This is a genomic window from Nocardiopsis oceanisediminis (assembly GCF_048595525.1).
GTDB classification, from domain to species: Bacteria; Actinomycetota; Actinomycetes; order Streptosporangiales; family Streptosporangiaceae; genus Nocardiopsis_A; species Nocardiopsis_A oceanisediminis.
In genome coordinates, this window is record NZ_JAFMZJ010000001.1 from 5557517 (window position 1) to 5580676 (window position 23160).

Consider the following 23160-nt stretch of genomic DNA (forward strand, 5'->3'; position numbering starts at 1 on the left):
CGGCCCGCCGAGACCGCCACGGGCCGGAGGGCGGGCGGGCCCGTCCGCCCCGGGCTCACGCGCGGCCAGGGGCGGAAGCGAGGGGCGCAGGGCCCTCCGGGCTCGGCCGGCCGGCGGGCGGGCGGCGAAGCGGCCGCGCCCCTCCCGGTGGAAGCACCGGGTCCCCGCAGACCGGAGAGCCGGCGACCCGCCCGCCCCGAACCCGCGCGGCAGAGCGCCGGCGGTGAAGAGGCGCGGACCCAGCGGGATCGGCCGCCCGGCGGGCGGACGTCGGCGCGGCGGCCGCGCACCGTCCGGCGGGAGAACCGGGCCGCCGCCGATCGCGGTGGGACGGCGCCCGCCCTGGTACGCAAGGCACCGGTCCCGGCACCGTCTCGGCCGGGGCCCGGACCGCAGCGGCGCCGAGGGCGGCGCGGGAGGAGCGGCCGCGGAGAGGGCGGCCCCGGACCGGGCCCGTTCTCTCCTCTTCCCTCATCCCTCCTTCTCCCCTCCGCGCTCTCCCGCCTCCGCCCTTCATGCCGCCCAGGAACCGAGCAGGCCCAGGTCCGCGGTCTCCCGGACCGGGTCGGCGGTGCTGCGCGCGCCGATGCCGGTGAGGAAGCGCCGGGTGGTCAGCGCGGCCGCGGTGTCCAGGGCGGACAGCCGGGCGGCCAGCCGCGCGCCGTCGGTGGTGCGCAGCGCGCCGATCACCTCGTTGGTGCGGCCCCCGGCGGCGGCGACCGCGGTGGCCAGCAGCAGGTTGAGGAACCCGTGCCGGATCGGCGCGTCCGCCGCCGGCTCCGGCGCCACCGCCGGGTGCTCCCCGGAGGCCACCCGGAACGGCACGTCGTAGTGGACGCACGCGCGGATCAGCGAGGCCAGCTCGGCCCACCTGGGCGGCGGGGCGTCCGGGGCGCCGTGGCAGCGGACCAGGACGCCGAGCGGCCGGGCCCCGCTCAGCGCGGCGACCGCGTCCAGCCGCCACGGGCTGTCGGCCATCGCGAAGAAGACCGCGCGCGGTTCCCTCCTCAGCCCGCCGGAGTGCGCCAGGGAGGCGACCCGGCGCACCTCGTCCGGTCGGGCGGGCACCTCGAAGCAGGTGGGCACCAGCCCCGGCGCGTCCTCGGCGAGGGTGCGCGCGGCGTCGCCGTCCGGGCCGAGCACCACGCCCACCTCGACCGGGGGGCTCCCGGGCCCCGGCCTCGGCCGGGGGATCCGGCCGCCGTCCCCGATCGCGACGGCCCCGGCGAACGCCTCGCCCCCGCCGACGCCCAGCACCGACGGCAGGGCGCCGCCGGCCGGCCCGCCGAGCCCGGCGGCCGGCCCGGAGCCGTCCCCGCCGACCGCCCGGCCCAGCTCGGGCAGGAGGCCCGCCGGGCACATCAGGCGCAGGCTGTGCATCGGGTGCGCGATGATCCGGTCGGACCGGTTGCGCTGCGCGGCCTGGAACGGCGGCAGCGGCGACGGCGGGAACAGCCCGGCGTCGTCGAGCAGGCCGCGGAGCAGGATCTGGGTCGGGGCGAGCCCCGGCTCGGCGACCGGGTCGCGCCACCCGGCGCCCTCCTCCGGGGAGCGGCCCGCACGGCGCGGCCTGCGGCGGGCGGCGCCCCGCCGCGCGCGGGTGTCCGCGGACGCGCGCCCCATCAGCGGGCCCACGTCCAGGCGTAGCCGGGGTCCTCGCATGCGAGCCCGGCCGGGCCGAGGTCCAGCGGGCGGAAGGTGTCCACCATGACCGCCGTCTCGGTGGTGGCGGCCGCGCCGAGAGCCGCTTCCACCGCGCCGGGCTGCGGCCCGTGGGTGAACCCGGCGGGGTGCAGCGAGACCGATCCGATGCCGATGCCCGACCCCTTGCGCGCGGCGTAGTCACCCGCGACGTAGTACATGAACTCGTCGCTGTCCACGTTGTGGTGGTTGTAGGGGATGGGGACGGCCTGCTCGTCGAAGTCGAGCGGGCGCGGGCAGAACGAGCAGACCACGAAGTTCGGCCCCTCGAAGGTCTGGTGCACCGGCGGCGGCGCGTGGGTGCGCTTCACGATCGGCTCGAAGTCGGCGATGTTGAACGCGTACGGGTAGAGGCAGCCGTCCCAGCCCACCACGTCGAACGGGTGGTGGGCGAAGGTCATCGAGGTCAGCCCGCCGCGGGTGCGCACCAGCACCGGGGTGGGCGCCTCCGCGTCCGCGCCCTCGGCCAGCAGCGGCTCCCGCGGTCCGCGCAGGTCCCGCTCGCTGTAGGGGGCGTGCTCCAGGAACTGGCCGCACCGCGAGAGGTAGCGGCGCGGCGTGCGGATGTGCCCGGAGGCCTCGATGACCAGCGCGTCGACGGTGCCGTGCGGGACCCAGCGGTGGATGGTGCCGGTGGGCACGGTGACGTAGTCGCCCTGGGCCGCCTCGATCGCCCCGTGGCTCGACTCGAAGCGCGCCGACCCGGACTGCAGGTACACCGTCTCGTCGCCGGCGGAGTTCCGGTACAGCCCGCTGGGCCGGTCCACCGAGGCGTGGCAGAGCCGGACGTCGGCGTTGCCGGCCAGCAGCCGCCGCCCGGTGACCAGGTCGCCGCCGGTGGGCAGCTCCCGGGTGCGGAAGTGCCGGGGCGCCAGCGGCAGGTTCGGGACCGCCTCCGAGGCGGACCGCGGGTCCTCGACCGGTTCGGCCTTGACGATGGCGGTGGGCAGGTGGCGGTGGTAGAGCAGCGAGGAGTCGGAGGAGAAGCCCTCCTCCCCCATCAGCTCCTCGGCGTAGACGCCGCCGTCGGGGCGGCGGAAGACCAGGTGGCGCTTGCGGGGGATCTCGCCCACGGCACGGTAGTACGGCATGGCGCTCTCCTTCCCGGGGAGCCGTCCCCTCCCCTGGGTGTCCTCTACCCCTTCCGCGCCGCGCCCCATCCCGGCCGGCCGGGGCCCGTTCCGGCCGGGCCCGGCGGGGCCGTTGCGGGCGCCCCGGCGCCGGCCTGCGCGGGCGCCCCCCGGACCGGCCGTTCGGCCGGCGGGTCAACCGGAGCGGACCCGGGGCCGCGCCCCGCAGGCGCGGGCGAGCGCGGCGCGCACGGCCGAGGCCGCCTCCTCCGCGGCGGCCTCCGGCCCGGCCTGCCTGGGCACCCCGCCCGGCGGGGAGAGCACCGCGCACAGGTGGGCGTCGGGGCGGAGCACGAACAGCGTGCCGGGCGGCCGGCCCAGCGCCTCGGCGAGCCGGCCGTCCGGGTCCAGCTCGTCCAGGGCGTGCACGGTCAGCGGGAGCGGCAGCCCGGCGCGGCCGCGGCAGACCGCGCGGGCCTGGGCCGCGCCCGGGGCGAGCACGGTGAAGCCGGGGCCGAGCAGGCGGCGCAGCCGGGTGCGGTCCCGCCCGCCGCCGCCGACGCTGGCCGGCACCGCGCAGAGCGCGTCCGGGCAGATGTCGCCGGGGCCGGGGGCGCCCGGCCGGGCCTGCGCGGGGACCGCGCCGCCCGGGGTGGTCAGCGGGGAGTCCGCGTAGCGGAACGGTTCGGCGAGGCGGCCGGAGTCGATCTCGGAGCCGGCCGCGGGGTCGGTGAGGGAGCGCTCCAGGACCTCGGCCCGGCGCCGCCGGTCGGCGTCGGTCCGCGGCACCAGGAAGCGCATGGTCGCCGCGGTGACCCGGAGGTTCTCCCGGGCCGCGGCCCAGCGCTCGGTGTGGTAGCTCTCCAGCAGCGCCTCTTCGGCCGCGGCGCCGGAGCCGAGCGCGCAGGCGATCTTCCAGGCCAGGTTCTCCGCGTCCTGCACCCCGCTGTTCAGCCCGCGCGCGCCGAACGGCGCGTACAGGTGGGCGGCGTCGCCGGCGAGCAGCACCCGGCCGGCGCGCAGCCGCGCGGCGCACCGCTCGTGGAACCGGTAGACCGAGGTCCACAGCAGCTCGTAGCGGCGGTCGCCGGTGATCGCGCGGATCCGCCGGTCCAGGGCGCCGCTCTCCCGCTCGGCCTCCAGGTCGTAGCCGTCGGGCACCTGCCAGTCGATGCGCCAGGCGGAGTCGGGGCACTGGTGCACCAGCACCTGGCGGCCGGGGTTCCACACCGGGTCGAAGTAGAACCTGCGCTCCCGGGGGAAGGGCAGGTCGGCGCGGATGTCGCAGATGAGGAACCGGTCGCCGAAGGACTCACCGGGGAAGTCCGTGCCGAGCAGCCGGCGCACCGCGCTGTGCGGGCCGTCGGCGCCGACCGCGTAGCGGCCGCGCAGCCCGGCCGGCCCGCCGGGGGCGTCGGCCCGCAGCAGCACGCCCGCTTCGTCCTGGCGGAGCCCGGTGACCCGGTGCCCGAAGCGGATCCGGATGTTCGGCTCGGCCTCGGCCGCGGCCAGCAGCTCCTCCTCCACCCGGGCCTGGGAGATGTTGATCCACGGCGGGAGCAGGCCCCCGCCGCGCCCGGTGCCGCCGGGGAAGACGACGGTGCGCACCTCCTGCCCGCGGTAGTAGGTGCGCGCGGTGGTCCAGGTGGTGCCCTCGGCGATGATCCGCTCCCCGACGCCGAGCCGGTCGAAGACGTCGAGCACGTCGCGCTGGAAGCAGATGGCCTTGGAGCCGGTGCGCCGGAAGACGGCGGCCTCCTCCTCCGGTGCGGCCTCCAGGACCTGGGAGGGGACGCCGAAGCGGGCGAGCGCCAGCGCCGCGGTCAGCCCGACCGGTCCGGCACCGGCGATGAGCACCGGGGCGTCCTCGGCGGGTCTCCCGCGCGGGGCGCCGTCCCCGGAGCGCGGCTCGTTGAACGACATGGGGTCCCTCCCTGCGTCCGGCCCCGCAGGGGCGGCCGCGGGCGGCGTGCCGCTCCCGCCCGCCTCCCCGTCGATGCTAAATGTGACCTGCGCCACTCGCAACGGCGGCCCGGTTGCGGAGGGCGCACCGGCGCCGGGCCGCGCTCTTCGCACCCCCGGCCAAATTCCCCCGTTTCCCCCCGGACCACCCGCTTCTCGGTTACTTTGCGCAGTCAGGGCGTTGATATCCGGTCATCTGCTCCCTTGGCGAGCTCTTGCCAAAACGCCCCCGTACTGCTTACCTTGACCAGGTGTGCGGACGCCGCCCAAGTGCGGAGACGTGCGTTCCGACAACCGAAAAAGCCTCGCGCAGGGCCGGAATCGCTGACTCCCCCTCCCTCAGTGACACGCCCTGCTTCCCCTCCTGTCAGGGGGCCGGCCCTCCCCTCCCGGCCGGCCCCAGCGCCAGGAGAAGAGAAGGGGCGGTGCCGCTCGCGGCACCGCCCCTTCCTGCTTCCTCCGGCCCCGGGCCGCCGCCCTGAGGCCGCCCGGTCACCCGTTCAGAGGCGCACCCGGACCACGCCGGCCATCTTGGCGGTGCGCACCTCGGTGGTGCGGACGTTCAGCCCGGTGCGCGGGGCCTCCAGCATCATCCCGTCGCCGAGGTAGATGGCGACGTGCGAGATGTAGTCGGGCGCGGTGGGGTCGGTGCGCCAGAAGATCAGGTCGCCGCGGCGGGCGTCCTCCCAGGCGACGTGCTCGCCCGCGTACCACTGGTCGTGGGTGACCCGCGGGATGGCGACGCCTTCCTGGGCGAAGGCCCACTGGAGCAGGCCGGAGCAGTCGAAGCCGCCCTCCTCCAGCGACTCCCCGCCCCAGACGTAGGGCACGCCCTGCATGGTCTCGGCGCGCGCGATGACCCGCTCCAGGGTCTCCTCGGGGAGCTCGCTGCCGCGCGCGCCGGCCGGGCGCGGCTCCGGGTCCTCCGCGAGCAGCTGCAGCGAGGCGTCCTCGCCGAGGACCTCTTCCAGCCGGTCCTTGAGCTCCCACAGGTCGGCGTCGGGGGCGGAGACCACCAGGCCGTTGCCCTCCGGGAAGCCCAGCTCCGCGGCGAGGTCCCGGGAGACCAGCGCATCGATGCCGGCGACGCCGGAGGTGGCGTGCGTCCACACCTCGCGGGTCACCTCGCCCTCCGCCCCGTCGATCTCCACTTCGCCGCCGACGTCGAGGCCGCGCTGCCGGCCGGCCTCGTCGGAGAGCGCGACCCGGCCCTCGGCGATGCCCTGCCAGATCTCATCGGACTCGGCCGAGGGCTCGGGGGCGTAGTTGCGGAAACCGGAGGGGTCCACGCCGAGCACCGAGGTCTCCTCGCCCTCGACGGAGACCCGGGCGGCGTCGACCACCTCGACGCCGGCCACCCCGTCCAGGCCGCGGACCTCGCGCAGGGCCCGCTCGGGCACGGTGTCCGGGAGGACCGCGAAGTACTCGCGCGATCGGGGCTCGCCCAGCGGCGCGACCTCGGCACCGCCGGAGAGGCCGCCGGGGTCGGCGACCTTCGGCGCGGTGCGCCCCCCGGAGGGCTCCGCGGAGGGGGACGGCCGCCCGGAGCCGCCCTGCAGGTCGACCGGGGGCCGGTCGGCGATGCGGGGCTCCGGATCCGCCCAGGCGGGGGCCCCGAAGGCGGTGAAGGCCACCGCGAACGCGACCGTGGTTCCCGCGCACGTTCTCAGCCGGTCCCGCACGAATCGACCTCGCTCTCCCGCGCCCTGGATGACATCGCGTACAAGCATGAGTGCCCGGGGTCGCATTTTCAAGCGTCCCTGCGGTGAACTCGGAACCAACCGAATCCCCTGTGCCGCAGCGGAAACCGGCGCCGAACGCGCGCCCCGGGCGCCGGAAAGGGCAAAATCCTCTTAGAACGGCGTTGACCGGCCGCGGCTCCGCCCGCCGGTCCCGCCCCGGTCAGGCGTCGGCGTAGCAGTCCACCACGGAGACGTCGAGCGGGAACCGGACCGGGCTCTCGCCGAACATCACCCGGCCCGCCTCGTCGGCGGCCCGCCGCGCCAGGTCCGCGGTCTCCCCGGCCAGCCGCGCCGGGACGTGCATGACCAGCTCGTCGTGCTGGAAGAAGACGATCTCCGGGCGGCCGTCGGAGCCGTCCATCCCGGCCAGGCCCCGGCGGACCGCGGCCATGAGGACCAGCGCCCACTCCGCCGCGGTGGCCTGCACGGTGAAGTTGCGGGTGAACCGGCCGCGGCCGCGCGCGGCGCCGCCGGCGCCCGGGCCCCCCTCCGCGACGGTGCTCCGCCAGCCGGGCGAGGGCGGCGGGCAGGTGCGGCCGAGCCAGGAGCGCACCAGGCCGCCGCGCTCCCCCTCCTCGGCCGCCCGGTCCAGGAAGCCGATGGCCCGCGGGTAGGCCCGGCGCAGCACGCCCAGCAGCGGCGCGGCGTCCCCTCCGGTCTGGCCGTACATGGCGGCCAGCAGCCCGATCTTGGCGCGCTGCCGGTCCCCGCCGAAGGCGCCGGCCAGCCGGGTGTACAGGTCGTCGGCGCCGGCCGCCCGGGCCAGCGCGGCGTCCCGCGAGACCGCGGCGAGGATCCGCGGCTCCAGCTGCCCGGCGTCCGCACTGACCAGCCGCCACCCGGGGTCGGCGACGATGGCGCCGCGCACCGCCTTGGGGATCTGCAGGGCGCCGCCGCCGCGGGTGGCCCAGCGCCCGGAAACCACCCCGCCCACCACGTAGTCGGGGCGGAACCGGCCGCTGCGCACCCAGGCGTCCAACCAGGCCCACCCGTGCGCGGAGTGCAGCCGGGCGAGCTCCTTGTACCTGAGCAGCGGGCGGACCGCCGGGTGGTCCACCGCCCTGAGCACCTCGGAGCGGGTGGAGGAGACGTCGTGCCCGGCGGCCGCGAACGCCTTGACCAGCTGCGCGGGCGAGTCCGGGTTGACCTCCCGGCCGAGTGCCGCGGAGACCTCCTCGACCAGCCCAGCGAGGACCGCGGGGCGGGCCCCGGCCGGCGGCCGCGCGCCCAGCTGCGCGGTGAGCAGCCGGTCGTGCACGGCGGCGCTCCACGGGATGCCGGTGCGCCGCATCTCCGCGGCGGCCAGCGCGCCGGCCGACTCCACCGCGCACAGCAGCGCGAACCGCCCGGGGTCGGGGAGGCCGCCGATCCGCCGCCACTGGTCGGCGTGGACCTCGGCGAGCGCGGCCAGCCGGTCGGTGCCCGGCGGCAGGGTGCCGCTCTCCGCGGCGAACAGCGCCGGCTGCTCCTCACCGCCGCGGCCGGCCCGGCGGACCGGGTCCGGCGGGACCTCCCGGCCGTGCAGCCGCGCCCAGGCGGCCCCCAGCGAGTGCGGTTCGCCGAACCGGCCGGCGTGCGCGAGCAGCAGCGCCTCGACCAGTCCGACGTCGTGGCAGCGGCCGACCTGCACCCCGCGGCCGAGCAGCGGCGGGTAGGCCTCGGCGGTGTCCGCCCACACCCAGCGGACCGCCTCCGCGCCGCCGGCCTCCCGCTCCGCGACCGCGGCGGCGAGGTCGCCGGTCCCGGCGGCGGTGCCCCGCATCCCGGAGGGGGCGAGCTCGGCGAGCCGCCCGCCGCCCTCCCCGTCCGGGTCCACCGCGATCCGCATGCTCCCAGTCTGGTCCTGGGCACCGACGTTTTCCCACCGTCCGCCCGTTCTCTCCCGGTCCGCTCGGCGGGACCCCGCCCCGGGCCGCGGGCAGGCCGGCCAAGGCCGCCGGAACGCGGTTCCCGGCCGCTCCGTTCAGCGGCCGGCGGACGTCCGCGGCCCCCGCCCGCCGGCGCGCTCCGCGCACCAGGCCCGGGCGGGAACCGGGCGGCCCGCACGGCGGGGCGCCCGCTTCTTCCTCAGCGCTCCGCCCCCCACCGCCGATTCCCCCACCGCCTTCCGCCCGGTTCCATCCGCTCCGCCCGCCTCCGGGGCCCCGCACCGGCCCGGACCCGGAGGGGTCACCTCCCGGGCCGCTCCCGGCCCTGCAGTTCGGCGGTGGCCTCCAGCTGGCGCCGGGCGGCCTCCTCCATGAACCCCGCGACCAGTTCGAGCTCGGCGTCGGTGTAGTGGCCGCAGAGCTCGGCGAGGCGGCGCAGCAGCCCTTCGAACAGCTCGACCCGGCCGTCCTCCAGGCCCGGGGCCGGCTCGACCAGGACCCGGCGGCGGTCGGCCTCGTCCCGGACCCGGCGCAGGAGCCCGCGGCGCTCCAGCCGGTCGAGCACGCCGGTGATGGAGGCGGGCTTGAGGCCGGAGCGGCGGACCAGCTCCCCCGCGGAGACCGACCCGGCGGCCTGGACCAGGCCCAGGATCTTCCAGTCCGTGGCGCCCAGCCCCAGCCGGGAGCTGAGTTCGCCGTGGTAGAGCACGGCGGCGTCGCTCATCGCCCGGCCGGCCTCGGCGACCCGGTGCAGCACCCCTTCGCGCGGACCGGCGGTCCCCTCCCCCGGTTCCGGCCGCCCCTCTGCGGAATCGGCCATTGACGGCCCCTCCCCTTCGCCTTATATTTCGTTCGAACGAACTAAATAATAACACGAGGAGTGACCCGCCATGAAAGTCCTGGTCATCGGCGCCGGCATCGCCGGCCCGGTCACCGCGGCCGCGCTCGGGCGCGCCGGGATCGAGGCCGCCGTCTACGAGGCGCACGACGGCCCCGCCGAGCACCTCGGCTCCTTCCTCAACCTGGCCCCCAACGGCCTGGCCGTACTGCGCTCCCTCGGCATGCTCGGCACCGTCCTGGAATCGGCCGTCTGCCCCAGCACCGCCATCGAGTTCGCCAACGGCTCCGGCCGCCGGCTCGGCCGGCTCGAAGACGGCTCCACCGAACTGGAGGAGGGCCTGCAGACGGTGCTCATCATGCGCGGCGCGCTCCAGGCCCGGCTGGCCGAGGCCGCCGCCGCGCAGGGCGCCCGCCTGGAGTACGGCAAGCGCCTCACCGGTTTCGAGCGCACCGGTTCCGGGGTGTCCGCGCACTTCGCGGACGGCACCCGGGCCGAGGGCGACGTGCTGCTCGGCGCCGACGGGCTGCACTCCCCGGTCCGCACCGCCATGGACCCGGGCGCCCCCGCGCCCGCCTACACCGGGCTGCTCGACTTCGGCGGGGTGGCGCACGGCGCCCGCGCCGCGACCCCGCCCGGCACCGTCCGGATGGTCTACGGCTCCCGCGCCTTCTTCGGCCTGCAGACCGCGCCCGGCGGCGCCGCGTACTGGTTCGCCAACCTGCCGCACCCGGAGCCGCCGCGCGGACCGGAGGCCCCCGGCCCCGAGCACTGGCGCGCCCTGCTGCTGGAGCGGTTCGCCGGCGACCTGCCGGAGATCACCGAGGTCCTCTCCGCGAGCCCGGTGCGGGACTTCACCGCCCACGGGACGTACGACATCGCGTCCCTGCCGCGCTGGTGCGACGGCCCCGTCGGGCTGCTCGGCGACGCGGCGCACGCCGTCTCCTCCTCCAGCGGGCAGGGCGCCTCGATGGCGATCGAGGACGCGGCCACCGTCGCCCGCTGCCTGCGGGACGTGCCCGGCCCCGCCGAGGCGCTCCGCCGCTACGAGCGGCTGCGCCGGGACCGCGTCGAGCGGGTCGCCGCCGAGGGCCGCCGGCGCGGCGCGCCCAAGCTGGCCGCCGGGCGGCTCCAGGTGCTCCTCCGCGACCTCATGCTGCCGGTGCTGTTCCGGACGATCTCGCTGCGCAAGGGCCACTCGTGGATGTTCGACCACCGGATCGACTTCGACCGGGACGTCCGCGAGCAGCTCCCCGCCTGAGCCCGCCCCTGCCCGGGGAAGGCGCGGAGCGGCCGCCCGGGAACCCCGAAGGCCGCGGCCCCGGCGGCCGCCCGCATCGGCGCCCCGCCGAAGCCGCGCCGCCCCGCTCAGCGGGTTCCGGGCCGGACCACGTTCTCCAGCGGTTCGCCCGCGCCCCAGCGGCGGAGCTGGGCGTCGACGAACGCGCGCGCCCGGGGATAGAAGGTGTCCGAACCGCCCGCGACGTGCGGGGTGATGAAGACCCCGGGCGCCCGCCACAGCGGGTGCCCGGCGGGCGGCGGCTCCGGGTCGGTGACGTCGAGTGCGGCGCGCACCCGCCCGCCCTCCTTGAGCAGGGCGTCGGTGTCCAGCACCGGGCCGCGCCCCACGTTGACCACCAGCGCGCCGTCGCGCAGCAGCGCCAGCTCCTCCGCGCCGACCAGCCCGCGCGTCTCCTCGGTGAGCGGGGCGACCAGCACCACGACGTCGGCCTCCGGGAGCAGCCGGTGCAGCTCGGAGACCGGGTGCACGCCCTGCTCCGGCCGCGCGCGGCGGGCCACCCGGACCACCTCGCACTCGCACGGCGCGAGCCGCGCCTCCAGCGCCGCGCCGATGCTGCCGTAGCCGACGATGAGCACCCGGCTGCCCGCCAGCGAGCGGGTGTAGTGCGGCGCCCAGGTCCGCTCGGCCTGGTCCGCCGCCCACCTGGGCAGGTCCCGCTGGGCCGCCAGGATCAGCGCCAGCGCGTGCTCGGCGGTGCTGGCGTCGTGCAGGCCGCGCCCGTTGCACAGCTCCACGCCGTCGGGCAGCGCCGGCAGCACGTTCTCGTAGCCCGCGGTGAGCAGCTGGCAGACCCGCAGCCGCGGCATCCGGGACAGCAGGTCCACCCGCTGCGTCCGCCCGTAGGGCATCACGTAGAAGACCGCGTCGGACAGCCCGGCGGGCTCGCCCTCCCCGTCGAAGAGGACGCCCTCCGCCCCCTCGGGGACGCTGCCCAGGTTCTGCTTCCAGGGCACCAGGACCCGGTCGGCCATGCTCTCGTCTCCTCAGTCCTCGCGCTCTCCCGCTCCGGCGGAGCGGCACGGGCGCGGGGCGGCTCCCCCGCGCCCGGCCCGCGGTCGGCACCGAAGCTACCAGCGGCGCCCCGGACCTCCCCGGACGGCCCCGGAGAACCCGGACCGGCGGACCGCCGCGGCCCCCTAGAGTGATCGCATGCCGACCCGCGACGCCCCCGGACCGCGCGCGAACCTGCCCGTCAACGCCTGGGCCATCCTCGGACTGCTCTCCTTCGGCACCGAGCTCACCGGCTACCAGCTGCGGCAGTGGGCGGAGAACGTGCTGGGGTTCTTCCACAGCGTGCCGGCGATGAGCCAGATCTACACCGAGCTGCGGCGGCTGGAGCGGCACGGCTACGCCCGCGGGACCGAGGAGGAGGCGCCCGGCGGCCGGGCCCGGCGCGCCTACCGGATCACCCCCGAGGGGCGGGCCGCCCTCGCCGCCTGGATCGACGGGGAGCCGGTGGAGCAGCCCACCGCGCGCAACGGGGCGATGCTCCGGCTGTGGCTGGGCGCCCACGCCTCGCCGGAGCGGCTGCGCGGGATCCTCCGCGAGCACCGGGACCGCTCCGAGGCGATGCGCGCCGACGCCGCGTTCTCGCACCGGGTCACCGAGCAGGAGTACCCCGGGCACCCCTACGCCGCGCTGGTCACCTCCTGGGCGGAGCGGCGCTACGCCGCCGAGCGGGACATCGCCGAGCAGGTCCTCGCCGAGCTGGACCGGGTGGAGGCGGGCGGCGCGCCGCCCGCGGGCGGTCCGGCGGACCGCCCCGTCCCGGGGCGCTGAGAGGGCGCCGCCCTCCCCTCTCTCTCCTCCCCCCGGATCCCGCTCAGGGGGCGGGGAGGGGCGGGGCCGGAGCGGAGGCGGGGCGGACCAGCTCGTAGCAGGCGATCGCGGCCGCGGCGGTGACGTTGAACGAATCCACGTCGCGGCCGGCCATCGGGATCCGCACGCACGCGTCGGCCTGCTCCATCCAGCGGTGCGACAGTCCCTCGCCCTCGGTGCCCAGCAGCAGCGCGGCCGGCCGCCCCGCGCCCTCCGCCACGGCCTCGCCGATCGGCACCGAGCCGGGCGCCGGGGTGAGGGCGAGCGTGCGGAACCCCTGCGCCCTGAGGTGCGCCGGCGCGCCGTACCAGTCGTCCAGCCGGGCGTAGGGCTGGCTGAACACCGCCCCCATGGAGACCTTCACCGAGCGGCGGTAGAGCGGGTCGGCGCAGCGCGGCGAGAGCAGCACCGCGTCGACGCCCAGCCCGGAAGCGCTGCGGAAGATCGCCCCCACGTTGGTGTGGTCCACCACGTCCTCCAGCACGACGGCGGTGCGCGCCCCGCGCAGCACCTCCGCCGGCGAGGGCAGCGGCCGGCGGCGGAACGAGGCCAGCGCGCCGCGGTGCAGGTGGAAGCCGACCAGGCCGCGGGCCACCTCCTCGGAGACCACGTACAGCGGCGCGTCGACCCCGTCCAGGGCGCCGTCGAGGGCGGCGCGGCGCCGCTCGGTCAGCAGCAGCGAGCGCGGCTCGAACCCGGCGCGCAGCGCCCTGCGGATGACCTTCTCCCCCTCGGCCATGAACAGCCCGTGCTCGGACTCCAGGCTCTTGCGGAGGTTGACGTCGCGCAGGTCGACGTAGTCGGCCAGGCGTGCGTCGCGCGGGTCGGCGACCTCGATGGCGTGCATCCCCCCATTGTCCCGCCCCGCGGGAGCGGACCGGGGAAGGGTCACTCCATCGGTTCGAGCAGCGGGAGGAGGCGCTGCCAGCGGACCTCTTCGCAGGAGTCGGCGCGGTTGAGGGCGGTGTCGATCTCCTCGCCCTCCCACTCGCCGGTGATGCGCGCCTCGCCGGGCCCGTAGGCGCGGTCGGCGTCGCACACCGCCTCCGCCGGGACCTCGTCGAAGAGGCCGACCTCGGTCTCCTGCTCCTCGGCCTCCCTCTTCTGCTCGTCGGCGATGGAGGCCAGCTCCCGGCAGAGCGCGGGGTCCTCGACCGCGTCGCCGGTGCAGGTGAGGTTCTGGATGTAGGCGCGGTCCTCGGAGGAGACCTGGATCTGCAGGCGCCCTTCCGGGGACTCCACCACCGGGGGCGCGGCGTCGCTGGAGGAGCCGCTGACCATGTCGAGCTCGCTGCCCTGGGGCTGGTCGCTCGGCGTGCTCGCGGGCATCAGGGAGACGCCTGCGATGAACGCCCATACCAGGGCGCCTCCGGCGCACATGGCGCCCAGCACGGTGCTGCCGACGGCCCGCCGGGGGGTCCGGGGGCGGAGGTTCTGCTTGGCCATCGCCGCCACTCTTCGCGTTCGGACGTTCGGACACCGGCACTACAGCGGGAAGACTCCGCTCCGCCCGGTTTTGTTCTCGCGCCCCCCGAGAGCGCCGTGCGCGGGCCTGGCGCGGGCCGGTTCCGAGGGGTCCGGCCCTGCGCTCCACTGTCCGGCGCGGCGTGCTCTCCGCGAGATTCGGGCGTGTACCGATCCCGCATACTAACCGTCCCCGGGCCGAGCGGTGACACTCGGTCCGCTTCCCGCCCCGCCCTTCTCCTCGATGCCTACCAGGCAGTAGGGTCGCGCCAAGCACCGCGCACCCCCCGGAGAACATGTGTCAAGCGGCCGACACCGTCTCGAACGGCGCACCCCCTCGCGCTTCCGCCTCGCCCTGGCCTCCCCGCTGGGCATCGCCGCCACCGCGGTGGCGGCGATCGTCCTGCTCAGCATCGCGATCCCGGCGGGGATCCGGCTGTCCGGCTGCGGCCGCACCGACTACCTGCGCATCTCCGGGACGCTGAGCATGGCGCCGGTGCTGCGCGCCGCCGCCGACGAGTTCAACTCCGAGGAGCACGTCTACGACGGGACCTGCGTGCTGGCGCAGGCCGACGAGACCGCCCCGCACCGGATCATGACCGAGCTGGCCGGCGGCGCGATGGACGGCGCCTCCTCGGTCCGGCCGGACGTGTGGGTGCCGGAGTCCTCCGCCTGGGTCGAGCTCACCCGGGTCTCCGAGACCGGGGCGCAGAACATCGAGACCTCGCCCCGCTCGCTGGCCGGCTCGCCGGTGGTGCTGGCCGCGCCGCAGGGCGCCGAGGGCCTGCCCGGCCCCGGGGAGGCCGGGTGGGACCTGGTGCTGCCCGGCGGCCGCGAACCGGACCGGCCGCTGGTGATGGTCGACCCGAACCGGGGCGTGGACGGGATGACCGCCATGCACGCGGTCCGGCGCGAGCTGGGCACCGGGGACGACGCGGACGCCGACATGACCGACTTCGTGCGCGACGTCCAGCTGGACACGGCCTTCGGCGAGATCGACCCGGCCGGCGTCTACCCGCTCGGCGGGTCCCAGGGGGAGGCGGCGCTGACCGTGCTGCCGGAGCAGGCGGTGGCCGCCTACAACTCCCGCTCCCCCGAGGAGCCGCTGGAGGCCCTCTACCCGGAGGAGGGCACCGTGCTGCTCGACTACCCCTACGTCACCACCGGGGACGACCCGCGGATGCGCGCCGCCGCCGACGACCTCTACTCCATCCTGCGGCGCGACTCCTACCGCGAGCGCCTGCGCGAACTGGGCTTCCGCGACCCGGACGGCACCGCGGCGGGGGCGCTGGCCGGGCTGCCGGGGATCGACCCGGAGGGCCCCGAGACCCACGCCGACCTGACCGGCGACGCCCTGCTGGCCTCGCTGGACGACTGGAACCGGCTGTCCATGCCCTCGCGCACGGTGGTGCTGGCCGACGTCTCGGCGGCGATGTCCGAGGACCTCGACGGGGCCGGCCCGTCCCGGCTGGAGGTGACCCGGGACGCCGCGCGGCTGGGCCTGTCGCTCTTCCCCGACGAGACCGACATGGGGCTGTGGCTGATCTCCGACTCCTTCGGCGGGGACGGCCGGCAGGACGCCCAGGACCTGGGGCGGCTGGACGAGGCGGTCGGCGAGGGCGGCGCGACCCGCCGCGAGGAGCTGCAGGGGGTCGCCGAGGACATCGAGGTGGCCGGCGGCGGCTCCCGGCTCTACGACAACATCCTGGACGCCTACGAAGAGGTGAGCTCCGACTACGACGAGGACAAGATCAACTCGGTGATCGTGCTGACCGCCGGCGAGGACGGCGGCTCCAGCGACATCTCGCACGAGGAGCTGGTCGCCGAGCTGCAGGACCGGTTCGACCCGGAGCGGCCGGTCACCATGTTCATCATCGCGTTCGGCGAGCAGTCCGCCCGGGAGGAGCTGGCGGAGATCGCCGGGGCCACCAGCGGCACCCTGTCGGTGACCGACGACCCCGGGGAGATCGGCGACATCTTCCTCAGCTCCATCTCGCGGCGGCTGTGCGTCCCGGACTGCGGGGGCTGACGGGGCCGCGCGGCGGCCCCGGAACCGCCGCCCCTCACCCCCTTTTGACCTGACATTTCACCTTTTTTCGGACATTCGCTAACCTTTCGAGACGTACACCACACCGGCCCGCGGGGGCCGCCCCTCTCCCCTCTCCTCCCCGTTCCCCCGTACCGACTCACGAGCACACATCGAGGACGACCTTGGGACGCCATCGCGGAAAGTACGAAGACGAGGAAGGCGGCCGGCCCCGTGCGGAAGGCCGCAGCCGGCGTCGGAGGCGGCGCGGCGGAGCCTTCGCGGCCCTCGCGGCGGCGTTCGCGATCCTCGTCGCGGTCGCTCTGACCGGCACCTACATCTTCATGAACCAGAGCGGGTGCAGCGGCCAGGACATCACCCTCGACGTCGCCGTCAGCCCCGAGCTCGCCGCGCCCGTGCAGGCGGTGGCCGGCGACTTCAACGAGGCCAACCACGGCGTCGACGGCCAGTGCGTCCGCGCCAAGGTGCGCGGCGCGGAATCGGCCGACGTCGCCTACGGCATCACCGGCGGCGGCCCCACCATGGGCGACACCGAGTCCCAGGTGTGGATCCCGGACTCCTCGCTGTGGGTCTCCTTCGTCCAGGAGCAGTCCGGCGAGGGCGGCGTCACCGACTCCGGGACCTCGGTCGCCTCCTCCCCCCTGGTGCTGGCCCAGCCGCAGGACGCAGAGGAGAAGGAGAAGCCGTCCTGGTCGGCCCTGGTGCCCACCGCGGCGCCCACCGCCGGCTCCTCCGGCAGCGAGGTCCGCCTGGTCGACCCGGTGCGCAGCTCCTCCGGCCTGGCCACCCTGGCGCTGATCTCCAACACCATCGACGACGCCGACCAGGAGGGCCGCCCGCAGCTGGTCGCCGCCCTGCAGTCGCTGCAGGAGGGCGCCGCCCCCACCGAGGAGGCCGCGTTCGACGCCTTCGCCGAGCAGAGCGCCGGCGACGGCGCCGACCCGGTGCTGGTCCTCTCCGAGCAGGCCGCGCTCCGCTACAACCACGACCACGGCGACGCCCCGGCCCGGGTGAGCTACCCCAAGGGCGGCTCCTACAGCCTGGACTACCCCTACGTCACCCGGACCGACGACCCGCTGACCAGCCGCGCCGCCGAGGTGTTCCGCGGCGCGCTGACCCAGCAGGCCGCCCAGGACCGGTTCCTCGCCGAGGGCTTCCGCACCGCCGACGGCGAGGCCGACCCCGAGGCGCTCCCCGAGGACCAGGGCTTCTCCAGCAAGGCGCCGAAGAACCTGCCCACCCCCAACAACGAGACCGCGCAGCGGCTCACCCAGGCCTGGAACCAGTTCAAGCTCGGCACCCGGCTGCTCACCATCATCGACGTCTCCGGCTCGATGCTGGAGCCGGTCCCCGGGACCGGGACCAGCCGGATGCAGGTCACCGCCGCCGCGGCCAAGCAGGGCCTGTCCCTGTTCCCCGACTCGACCGAGCTGGGCACCTGGGAGTTCTCCACCGCCCTGGAGGGCGACCAGGACCACCGCGAGCGGCTGCCGATCAAGGAGCTGGGCAGCGAGTCCGAGAGCGGCGCCGACCACCAGGAGGCGATCGCCTCCGACCTGGACCGGATCGAGCCGGTCCCGAACGGCAACACCGGGCTGTACGACACCTACCTGGCCGCCTACCGGGAGATGGCCGCCTCCTACAAGTCCGACCGGGTCAACGCGATCCTGATGCTCACCGACGGCAACAACGACGACCCGGACGGGATCTCGCTGAAGCAGCTGCTGTCGACCATCGAGGAGGAGTCCAACCCGAACCACCCCATCCCGGTGTTCACCATCGCCTTCGGGCCCGGCATCGACCTGGAGCCGATGCGGAAGGTGGCCGAGCTGACCGGCGGCGAGGCCTACCAGACGGAGAACCCCTCCGAGATCGGCGACATCTTCCTGCGGGCGTTCTCCCAGCGGCTGGAGGGCTCCGAGGGCTGAGGCCCCGGCCGCACCGGGCCCCGGGCCCGCGCCTCCCCGAACGGCCGGGGGAAGGCGCGGGCCCGGGGCCCGGCCCGTGCCGCGGCGGCCGGAGATCCCTACCGATACATCACCCTTCCCCCTCCAATGGGGCCTATGGACTTCTCCTTCCCACTCGCGTAGGCAGAACGTACTCACAAGAGCGGTTGTGGCGTGCGTCTGGAGGGTGGCGACCATGGCCAACGCGTGGATGCCGGAAGCGGGGCGGGTGAAGTGCGGTTTCGCCGCCGGGGGAAGGTTCCTCGGCGGAGCGCCCCGGGCGGTCTGGCGCACCACCGAGACCGACCCCCGGGTGCTGTCCGCCCGCTCCGTCGCCCAGCGGCTGGACGGCGACGGGCACAGCGCCCACCTCGTGTGGAACCCGTTGCACGGCGACGTCGCCCAGCTCCTCCCGGCGACCGCCCCCGCGGGCGGCCAGCTCTCCCCTCCCCCCGGCGGCGGCCCCCGGTCGGTCCCGGTCGACACCTCCGCCGACCCCGCCTGCGAGGGCCGCACCTGCCTGGTCATCGTGGTGATCGGCCGCGCCGACGAGCCGTTCACCGACGGCCCGCTCGCCGGCGCCGGGGCCCTGCTGCGCTGGCTGGGCTCCTGGGGCGTCCCGCGGTCCTGGCCCGGCGGGACGCCGCCGCCCTCCACCGGTCCGCGGCCGGCACCGGCCGACGCGTGGAGCCGCGGCGGCCACTTCGGCGCCTCCCAGGTCCCCGGCTGCCCCGACCGCGGGCCGGGCGCCATCGACACCGGCCTGCTGCTCGGCGCGGCCTCCTCCGGCGGCGGGACCCCGGCCCCGCCGTCCGCGCGCCCGCTGCTCACCCCGGCCCTGCCCGCCCCGCCCTACCCCGCCGGGCACAGCGACAACGGCGCCGCGCCCCCGTCCTACGCGGCCCGGCACTGAGATGGACCCCCGCGGCGGCCGCCCCCTCCCACCGGACCTCGCCGGTCCGAAAACCCTCTAGTCTGTGCGCCATGGGTGGATCGATCGAGCCAGGCTGGTACCAGGACCCCAACGGCGGTGACGGCCGGCTCCGGTGGTGGAACGGCCAGGAGTGGACGCAGCACGTCCGCTCGCTGTCGGAGCTGCGGCCGGACCCGGGCGGCGCGGGCGGAGACGAGGGGCCCGCGGCCGGCCCGGACTCCGGCTCCCCCGGCGAGCAGACCATCCCGACCTCGGACGGCGGCCTGGGCGCAGGTCCCGGCGAGCGGACGATCCCCGCCTCCGACGCCGGCCTCGGCGACGAGCCGAGCACCATGCGCATCGACCCCGGCGCCGCCCACCGCCCCGCGGCCCCGCCCTCCTACGAGGAGGAGCCGAGCACGATGCGGATCGACCCGCCGCAGCGGCCCGGGTCCGCCCTCGGCGACGAGCCCAGCACCATGCGCATCGACCCCGCCTCGGTGCACCCGTCCCCTCCGGCGGCCCCCCCGTTCCCGCCGGACGGGCGGACCGTCCCCGGCTCCGACGCCGGCCTCGGCGACGAGCCGAGCACCATGCGCATCGACCCGGCCGCCGCGCACCGGCCGGCCGCCGACGAGGACGGGCCCACCGCCGACCTCGGCGGTTCCACCATGCGCATCGACCCCGGCGCCGCCCACCGCCCCGCCGACCCGCCCTCCTACGAGGAGGAGCCCACCGCCGACCTCGGCGGATCGACCATGCGCATCGACCCCGGCGCCGGGTACCGGCCCGGCGCCGACGAGGAGCAGCCGACCGCGGACCTGAGCCCGTCGGCCGGCTCCACCATGCGGGTCGACCCGTTCGCCGACAACGACGAGCCCACCAACGACCTCAGCGAGCACCGCTCCGGCTCCGGCGCGGGCACCGGCGGGCAGGCGGCGCCGAGCACCGCGGTGTTCGACCCCGGCGACCCGGAGCTCGCCGCGTTCGGCGGCGGGGCGCCCGCCGGCGACGAACCCAAGAAGAAGGGCGGCTTCAACCGCTTCCTCGGCGACCTCCGCGAAGGCTTCAGCGAGATCAGCGAGGAGCGCAAGAAGCAGCGGGAGGAGCAGCGCAAGCAGGCCGAGGAGGAGGCCCGCCAGAAGGCGGAGGAGGAGCAGAAGAAGGCCGAGGAGCAGCAGCGCCTCTACGAGGAGCAGCGCCGCGCCCATGAGGAGCGGCAGCGGGCCGCCCAGGAGGCGGGCGGCGCCGCCCCCGAGGGCGGACCTGACGCGGCGGGCGCGGCGCCCGCCGGCCTCCCCGGCCCCGACGCTCCGCCCTTCCCCGGCCAGGACCCCGCGCACTCCGGCCCCGGCGCGCCCCCGTTCCCGCCCTCCGGCGGGCAGCAGCCGTTCCCGGGCCCGCCCTCCGGGGCGCAGCAGCCCTTCCCCGGCCCGCCGTCCGGCGGGCAGCAGCCGTTCCACGGCGGCCCGTCCGGGCCGCAGCGGCCCCCGATGGGCGGCGCCCCCTCCGGCCCGCCCGGCTTCCCCGGCCCGGGACCGCAGCATCCGGGCGACCCGAACCTCCCGCCGCCCGGCCCCTACGGCCCGCCCGGCGGCCCGATGGCGCACCCCGGCGGCCCCGGCCCGCAGCCGGGGCCCGGCGCACCGCCGTTCCCCGGGCCCGGCATGCCGCCCGGCCCGCCGGACGCGGGGCGGCCCCCGTCCGGTCCGCAGCCGCCGTTCGGCGGCCCGTCCGGCCCGCACCGCGCCGACCCGTACGGCCCCCCGGCCCGCCCGGGCCCGGCTTCCCCCCGCACGGCCCCGGCCCGGACGGCCCCCCGCCCGGCTTCCCCGCGCCCTACGCGGGCCCCGGCGGCCCCGCCCCGGACGCCCCGCCGCCCGGCCCGTACGGGCAGCCGTCGCCCTACGGCCCGCCCGGGGGCCCGGCCCCCGGGCCGCAGCACGGCTCCTCTCCGGAGCGGGGCAGGCGAAAGAAGAAGAAAGGGGGCTGCGGCTGCTTCGGGTGCGGCATGTTCATCGTGGTACTTCTGATCGTGCTGTTCGTCGCCGGCGTGGTCCTGCAGTACACCGACACCCTCGACATCATGTGGCTGGTGTTCGGAGTGGACGTCTTCGAGTACCGGTAGGCGCACGCGCCGGGGCGGGGAGAGCGGCCGGCTCCCCGCCCCGCCCCGTCCGGAGCCCCGCGGCCGCCACCGGCCGGGACGTTCGGAGAGCCGGCCCTCCCGGCGGCGCATAAGCTAGCCCCTATGAACGACTGCTTGGTGTGGATCGACTGCGAGATGACGGGGCTCGACCTCGGTGCCGACGCGCTGATCGAGGTGGCCTGCGTGATCACCGACGGCCAGCTCAACCAGCTGGACGACGGGCTCGACATCGTCATCAAGCCCCCGAAGGCGGCACTCGACCAGATGGGCGACTTCGTCACCCGGATGCACACCGACTCCGGCCTCATCGAGGAGCTGGACAACGGGGTCACCCTGGAGGAGGCCGAGGAGCTCGTCCTCGACCACATCAAGCGGTACGCGCCGGAGAAGACCCCGCTGTGCGGCAACTCGATCGCCACCGACCGGCTCTTCCTCTCCCGCGACATGCCCCGCGTCGACGCCTACCTGCACTACCGGATGGTCGACGTGTCCAGCATCAAGGAGCTGCTGCGGCGCTGGTACCCGCGGATCTACTTCAACAGCCCGGAGAAGCACGGCGGCCACCGGGCCCTGGCAGACATCACCGAGAGCATCCAGGAGCTCCGCTACTACCGGGCCGCCGCGTTCGTCGCCCCGCCCGGCCCCGACACCGAGACCGTGAAGGGCATCGCCGCGGAGTACTCCACCCCCGCCCCGGGCGAAAAGTGATCGAAGCACCCTCCCGGGTCCGCTAGACTCTTACCGAACGCGGCGGAGAGCACCACTCGAAACCGCGTCCATGGTGGGTGTAGCTCAGTTGGCAGAGCACTTGGTTGTGGTCCAAGAAGTCGGGGGTTCAAGTCCCCTCACTCACCCCAGCAGGGAAGGCCCTGGTCACCGTATACGGCGACCAGGGCCTTCCGGCTTCTCAGGGCACTGTTCAGCGTCCCGGACGCCCGTTTCCGGGAGCGGTTCGGGAGCGGGCTCCCCTCAGAGCCCCTGAGAGGCCGCCGGGAGGGCGCCGGGGACCGGGGCGGCCGACCGCTCCGAGTCCCGTCTCCGGGGGCGCGAAACCTCCGTCGGCTACCATGACCGGACGCCCCAGCCCCGAGCGCCGACCTCTCCCCGGGAGCCCACCGGTGACGTCCTCCTCCGCCCCGGCCGCGGCCGACCGGCCCGGTGCCCGCCCGTGCACCGTCGCCCTGCTCGCCGACGCCCCGCCGACCGGCAGGGTCGGCGACGCCCGGGCGCGCAGGTTCCCGCTCACCGGCCGGACCGAGGGCGAGCGCTCGGCGGCCTTCGTGGAGTTCGCCGCGGCCGAGCTGGAGGCGGGGCGCAAGGTCGTCGCCGTGCACCCGGACTGGCGGAGCGGGGCCGCGATCCGCGCGGTGCGCTTCGCCCGGGCCCGCGGCCTCACCGACGGGATCGCCCCCGTCGGCCTGGCGCTGCCGCCGCTGGCGCTCTCCTTCCTCGCCGACCAGCTGGCCTACCTGGCCCGGTTCCTCCCGCCGGGCGCGGTGGCCGCGATGGCCGGCGAGCTGCCGCACCACATGTTCGCGGGGGCCTGCCTGCGCCGGGTGGGCGGCCTGTCCGCGCCGCCGGCCTCGCTCGCCCAGCACGCCGGGTCGCTCCTGCCGGGCAGCGCCTTCATCGCGGTGGGCGCCCCGGTGCACCGGCTGCTGACCCTGCGCCCGGGGGAACTGGCCGAGGACCTGCCCCCGCTGCCCGGGGCGCCGCTGCGGGTGGTCTCCTCCTCCCCCGGCGGCAAGGGCTCCCCGGTCTTCGCCGGCGACCTGCTGCCGGTGCTGCGCCCGCACTCCGCCGAGGAGGCCCCGGAGCAGCCGCTGGCCGCCGGGTACTGGGGCACGGGCCGGTTCACCGAGTTCGTCGCGTTCAGCGCCCACCCGGAGGCGCTGGCGTACGCGGCCCGCACCGTGCGGACGGTGCCCTGCCGCTGGTGCGGCGAGCACACCGCCGAGCCCCGCTGCCCCTTCTGCGGGCGCACCGGCCACCGGGTGCCGCCCCGGGAGCCGCCGCTCGGCGGCCCGCCGTCGCTGCGCCTCACCCCGGTCCCGGCCCCGCGCTCCTCCCCGGAGAACCTCTCCGTCCCCACCGGCCCGCTCCCCGCGAAGGACCGGCCCGTCCCCCTCCCCGCCGCCGCCCCCGAGGAGCACCCCGCGTCCCCACCCGCGGAGACGGCGGTCCCCCCGCTCCCCCTCCCCGGGGCGGCGGCGCCCGCAGGTCCGGGCGGCTGGCTCGAACCCCCGCCCGGCCTGCCGGTGGCGCCGAACGGGCGGCGCGGCGCGCACCCGATCACCGCGCCCGACGCCCCCGCGGAGTGACCCCGCGGCCCCGCCCGG

17 protein-coding genes and 1 tRNA gene are annotated in these 23160 nt (G+C 76.7%); 9 read left to right on the top strand and 9 right to left on the bottom strand.

The annotated features are described in order from the left end of the window. Nucleotides 1-513: 513 nt before the first annotated feature. The 6 genes from J0910_RS24200 to J0910_RS24225 form a co-directional block, all read right to left on the bottom strand. A complete protein-coding gene (locus J0910_RS24200) occupies nucleotides 514-1623 on the bottom strand; it encodes a hypothetical protein (RefSeq protein ID WP_420160835.1) in 1110 nt (369 codons plus the stop codon). Further along, entirely contained in the window at nucleotides 1623-2792 is a 1170-nt protein-coding gene (locus J0910_RS24205) for a homogentisate 1,2-dioxygenase (RefSeq protein ID WP_420160836.1), read from the bottom strand. The genes J0910_RS24200 and J0910_RS24205 overlap by 1 nt, the downstream gene beginning before the upstream one ends. 174 nt (nucleotides 2793-2966) lie before the next feature. Further along, nucleotides 2967-4694: an FAD-dependent monooxygenase gene (locus tag J0910_RS24210; RefSeq protein ID WP_420160837.1), complete on the bottom strand. Its 1728-nt coding sequence runs from the start codon at nucleotides 4692-4694 to the stop codon at nucleotides 2967-2969. A 539-nt stretch (nucleotides 4695-5233) separates the two neighbouring features. After that, nucleotides 5234-6415, bottom strand: a complete 1182-nt coding sequence (locus J0910_RS24215; protein ID WP_420160838.1) for a C40 family peptidase — start codon at nucleotides 6413-6415, stop codon at nucleotides 5234-5236. Nucleotides 6416-6635: 220 nt separating this feature from the next. Next, complete coding sequence (locus J0910_RS24220; protein ID WP_420160839.1) at nucleotides 6636-8303, bottom strand: bifunctional 3'-5' exonuclease/DNA polymerase; 1668 nt, start codon at nucleotides 8301-8303, stop codon at nucleotides 6636-6638. Between the two features lie 341 nt (nucleotides 8304-8644). After that, nucleotides 8645-9163, bottom strand: coding sequence for a MarR family transcriptional regulator (locus J0910_RS24225; protein ID WP_420160840.1), 519 nt, complete (start codon nucleotides 9161-9163; stop codon nucleotides 8645-8647). A 70-nt stretch (nucleotides 9164-9233) separates the two neighbouring features. Here J0910_RS24225 and J0910_RS24230 point away from each other — a divergent pair, with 70 nt between their 5' ends. Continuing rightward, on the top strand, nucleotides 9234-10442 hold the full coding sequence (locus tag J0910_RS24230; RefSeq protein ID WP_420160841.1) for an FAD-dependent oxidoreductase: 1209 nt from the start codon (nucleotides 9234-9236) through the stop codon (nucleotides 10440-10442). A gap of 107 nt (nucleotides 10443-10549) precedes the next feature. On the opposite strand, the gene J0910_RS24235 is transcribed toward J0910_RS24230, so the two are convergent. Next, nucleotides 10550-11455: a 2-hydroxyacid dehydrogenase gene (locus J0910_RS24235; RefSeq protein WP_420160842.1), complete on the bottom strand. Its 906-nt coding sequence runs from the start codon at nucleotides 11453-11455 to the stop codon at nucleotides 10550-10552. Between the two features lie 178 nt (nucleotides 11456-11633). On the opposite strand from J0910_RS24235, the gene J0910_RS24240 reads away from it, so the two are divergent. Next, nucleotides 11634-12263 carry a PadR family transcriptional regulator gene (locus tag J0910_RS24240; RefSeq protein WP_420160843.1) on the top strand — a complete coding sequence of 210 codons (630 nt, stop codon included), beginning with the start codon at nucleotides 11634-11636 and terminating at the stop codon, nucleotides 12261-12263. Between the two features lie 43 nt (nucleotides 12264-12306). Here J0910_RS24240 and J0910_RS24245 read toward each other — a convergent pair whose 3' ends face one another. Both J0910_RS24245 and J0910_RS24250 read right to left on the bottom strand, forming a co-directional pair. After that, nucleotides 12307-13149 (bottom strand): TrmH family RNA methyltransferase, encoded by an 843-nt coding sequence (locus tag J0910_RS24245; RefSeq protein ID WP_420160844.1) that lies wholly within the window; start codon nucleotides 13147-13149, stop codon nucleotides 12307-12309. Nucleotides 13150-13190: 41 nt separating this feature from the next. Then, nucleotides 13191-13748 (bottom strand): hypothetical protein, encoded by a 558-nt coding sequence (locus tag J0910_RS24250; RefSeq protein ID WP_420160845.1) that lies wholly within the window; start codon nucleotides 13746-13748, stop codon nucleotides 13191-13193. A gap of 316 nt (nucleotides 13749-14064) precedes the next feature. On the opposite strand from J0910_RS24250, the gene J0910_RS24255 reads away from it, so the two are divergent. From J0910_RS24255 to J0910_RS24285, 7 genes are all read left to right on the top strand, one after another. Next, nucleotides 14065-15795 carry a substrate-binding and VWA domain-containing protein gene (locus J0910_RS24255; RefSeq protein ID WP_420160846.1) on the top strand — a complete coding sequence of 577 codons (1731 nt, stop codon included), beginning with the start codon at nucleotides 14065-14067 and terminating at the stop codon, nucleotides 15793-15795. 182 nt (nucleotides 15796-15977) lie between these two features. Next, nucleotides 15978-17741: a substrate-binding and VWA domain-containing protein gene (locus J0910_RS24260; RefSeq protein WP_420160847.1), complete on the top strand. Its 1764-nt coding sequence runs from the start codon at nucleotides 15978-15980 to the stop codon at nucleotides 17739-17741. Between the two features lie 214 nt (nucleotides 17742-17955). Next, a complete protein-coding gene (locus J0910_RS24265; protein ID WP_420160848.1) occupies nucleotides 17956-18672 on the top strand; it encodes a hypothetical protein in 717 nt (238 codons plus the stop codon). 71 nt (nucleotides 18673-18743) lie between these two features. Continuing rightward, nucleotides 18744-20705, top strand: a complete 1962-nt coding sequence (locus J0910_RS24270; RefSeq protein WP_420160849.1) for a hypothetical protein — start codon at nucleotides 18744-18746, stop codon at nucleotides 20703-20705. Between the two features lie 218 nt (nucleotides 20706-20923). Continuing rightward, a complete protein-coding gene (gene orn, locus J0910_RS24275; RefSeq protein ID WP_420160850.1) occupies nucleotides 20924-21529 on the top strand; it encodes an oligoribonuclease in 606 nt (201 codons plus the stop codon). Between the two features lie 73 nt (nucleotides 21530-21602). Then, nucleotides 21603-21678 (top strand) — tRNA-His (locus J0910_RS24280). A 261-nt stretch (nucleotides 21679-21939) separates the two neighbouring features. Beyond that, nucleotides 21940-23142, top strand: coding sequence for a hypothetical protein (locus J0910_RS24285; RefSeq protein ID WP_420160851.1), 1203 nt, complete (start codon nucleotides 21940-21942; stop codon nucleotides 23140-23142). Nucleotides 23143-23160 lie beyond the last annotated feature (18 nt).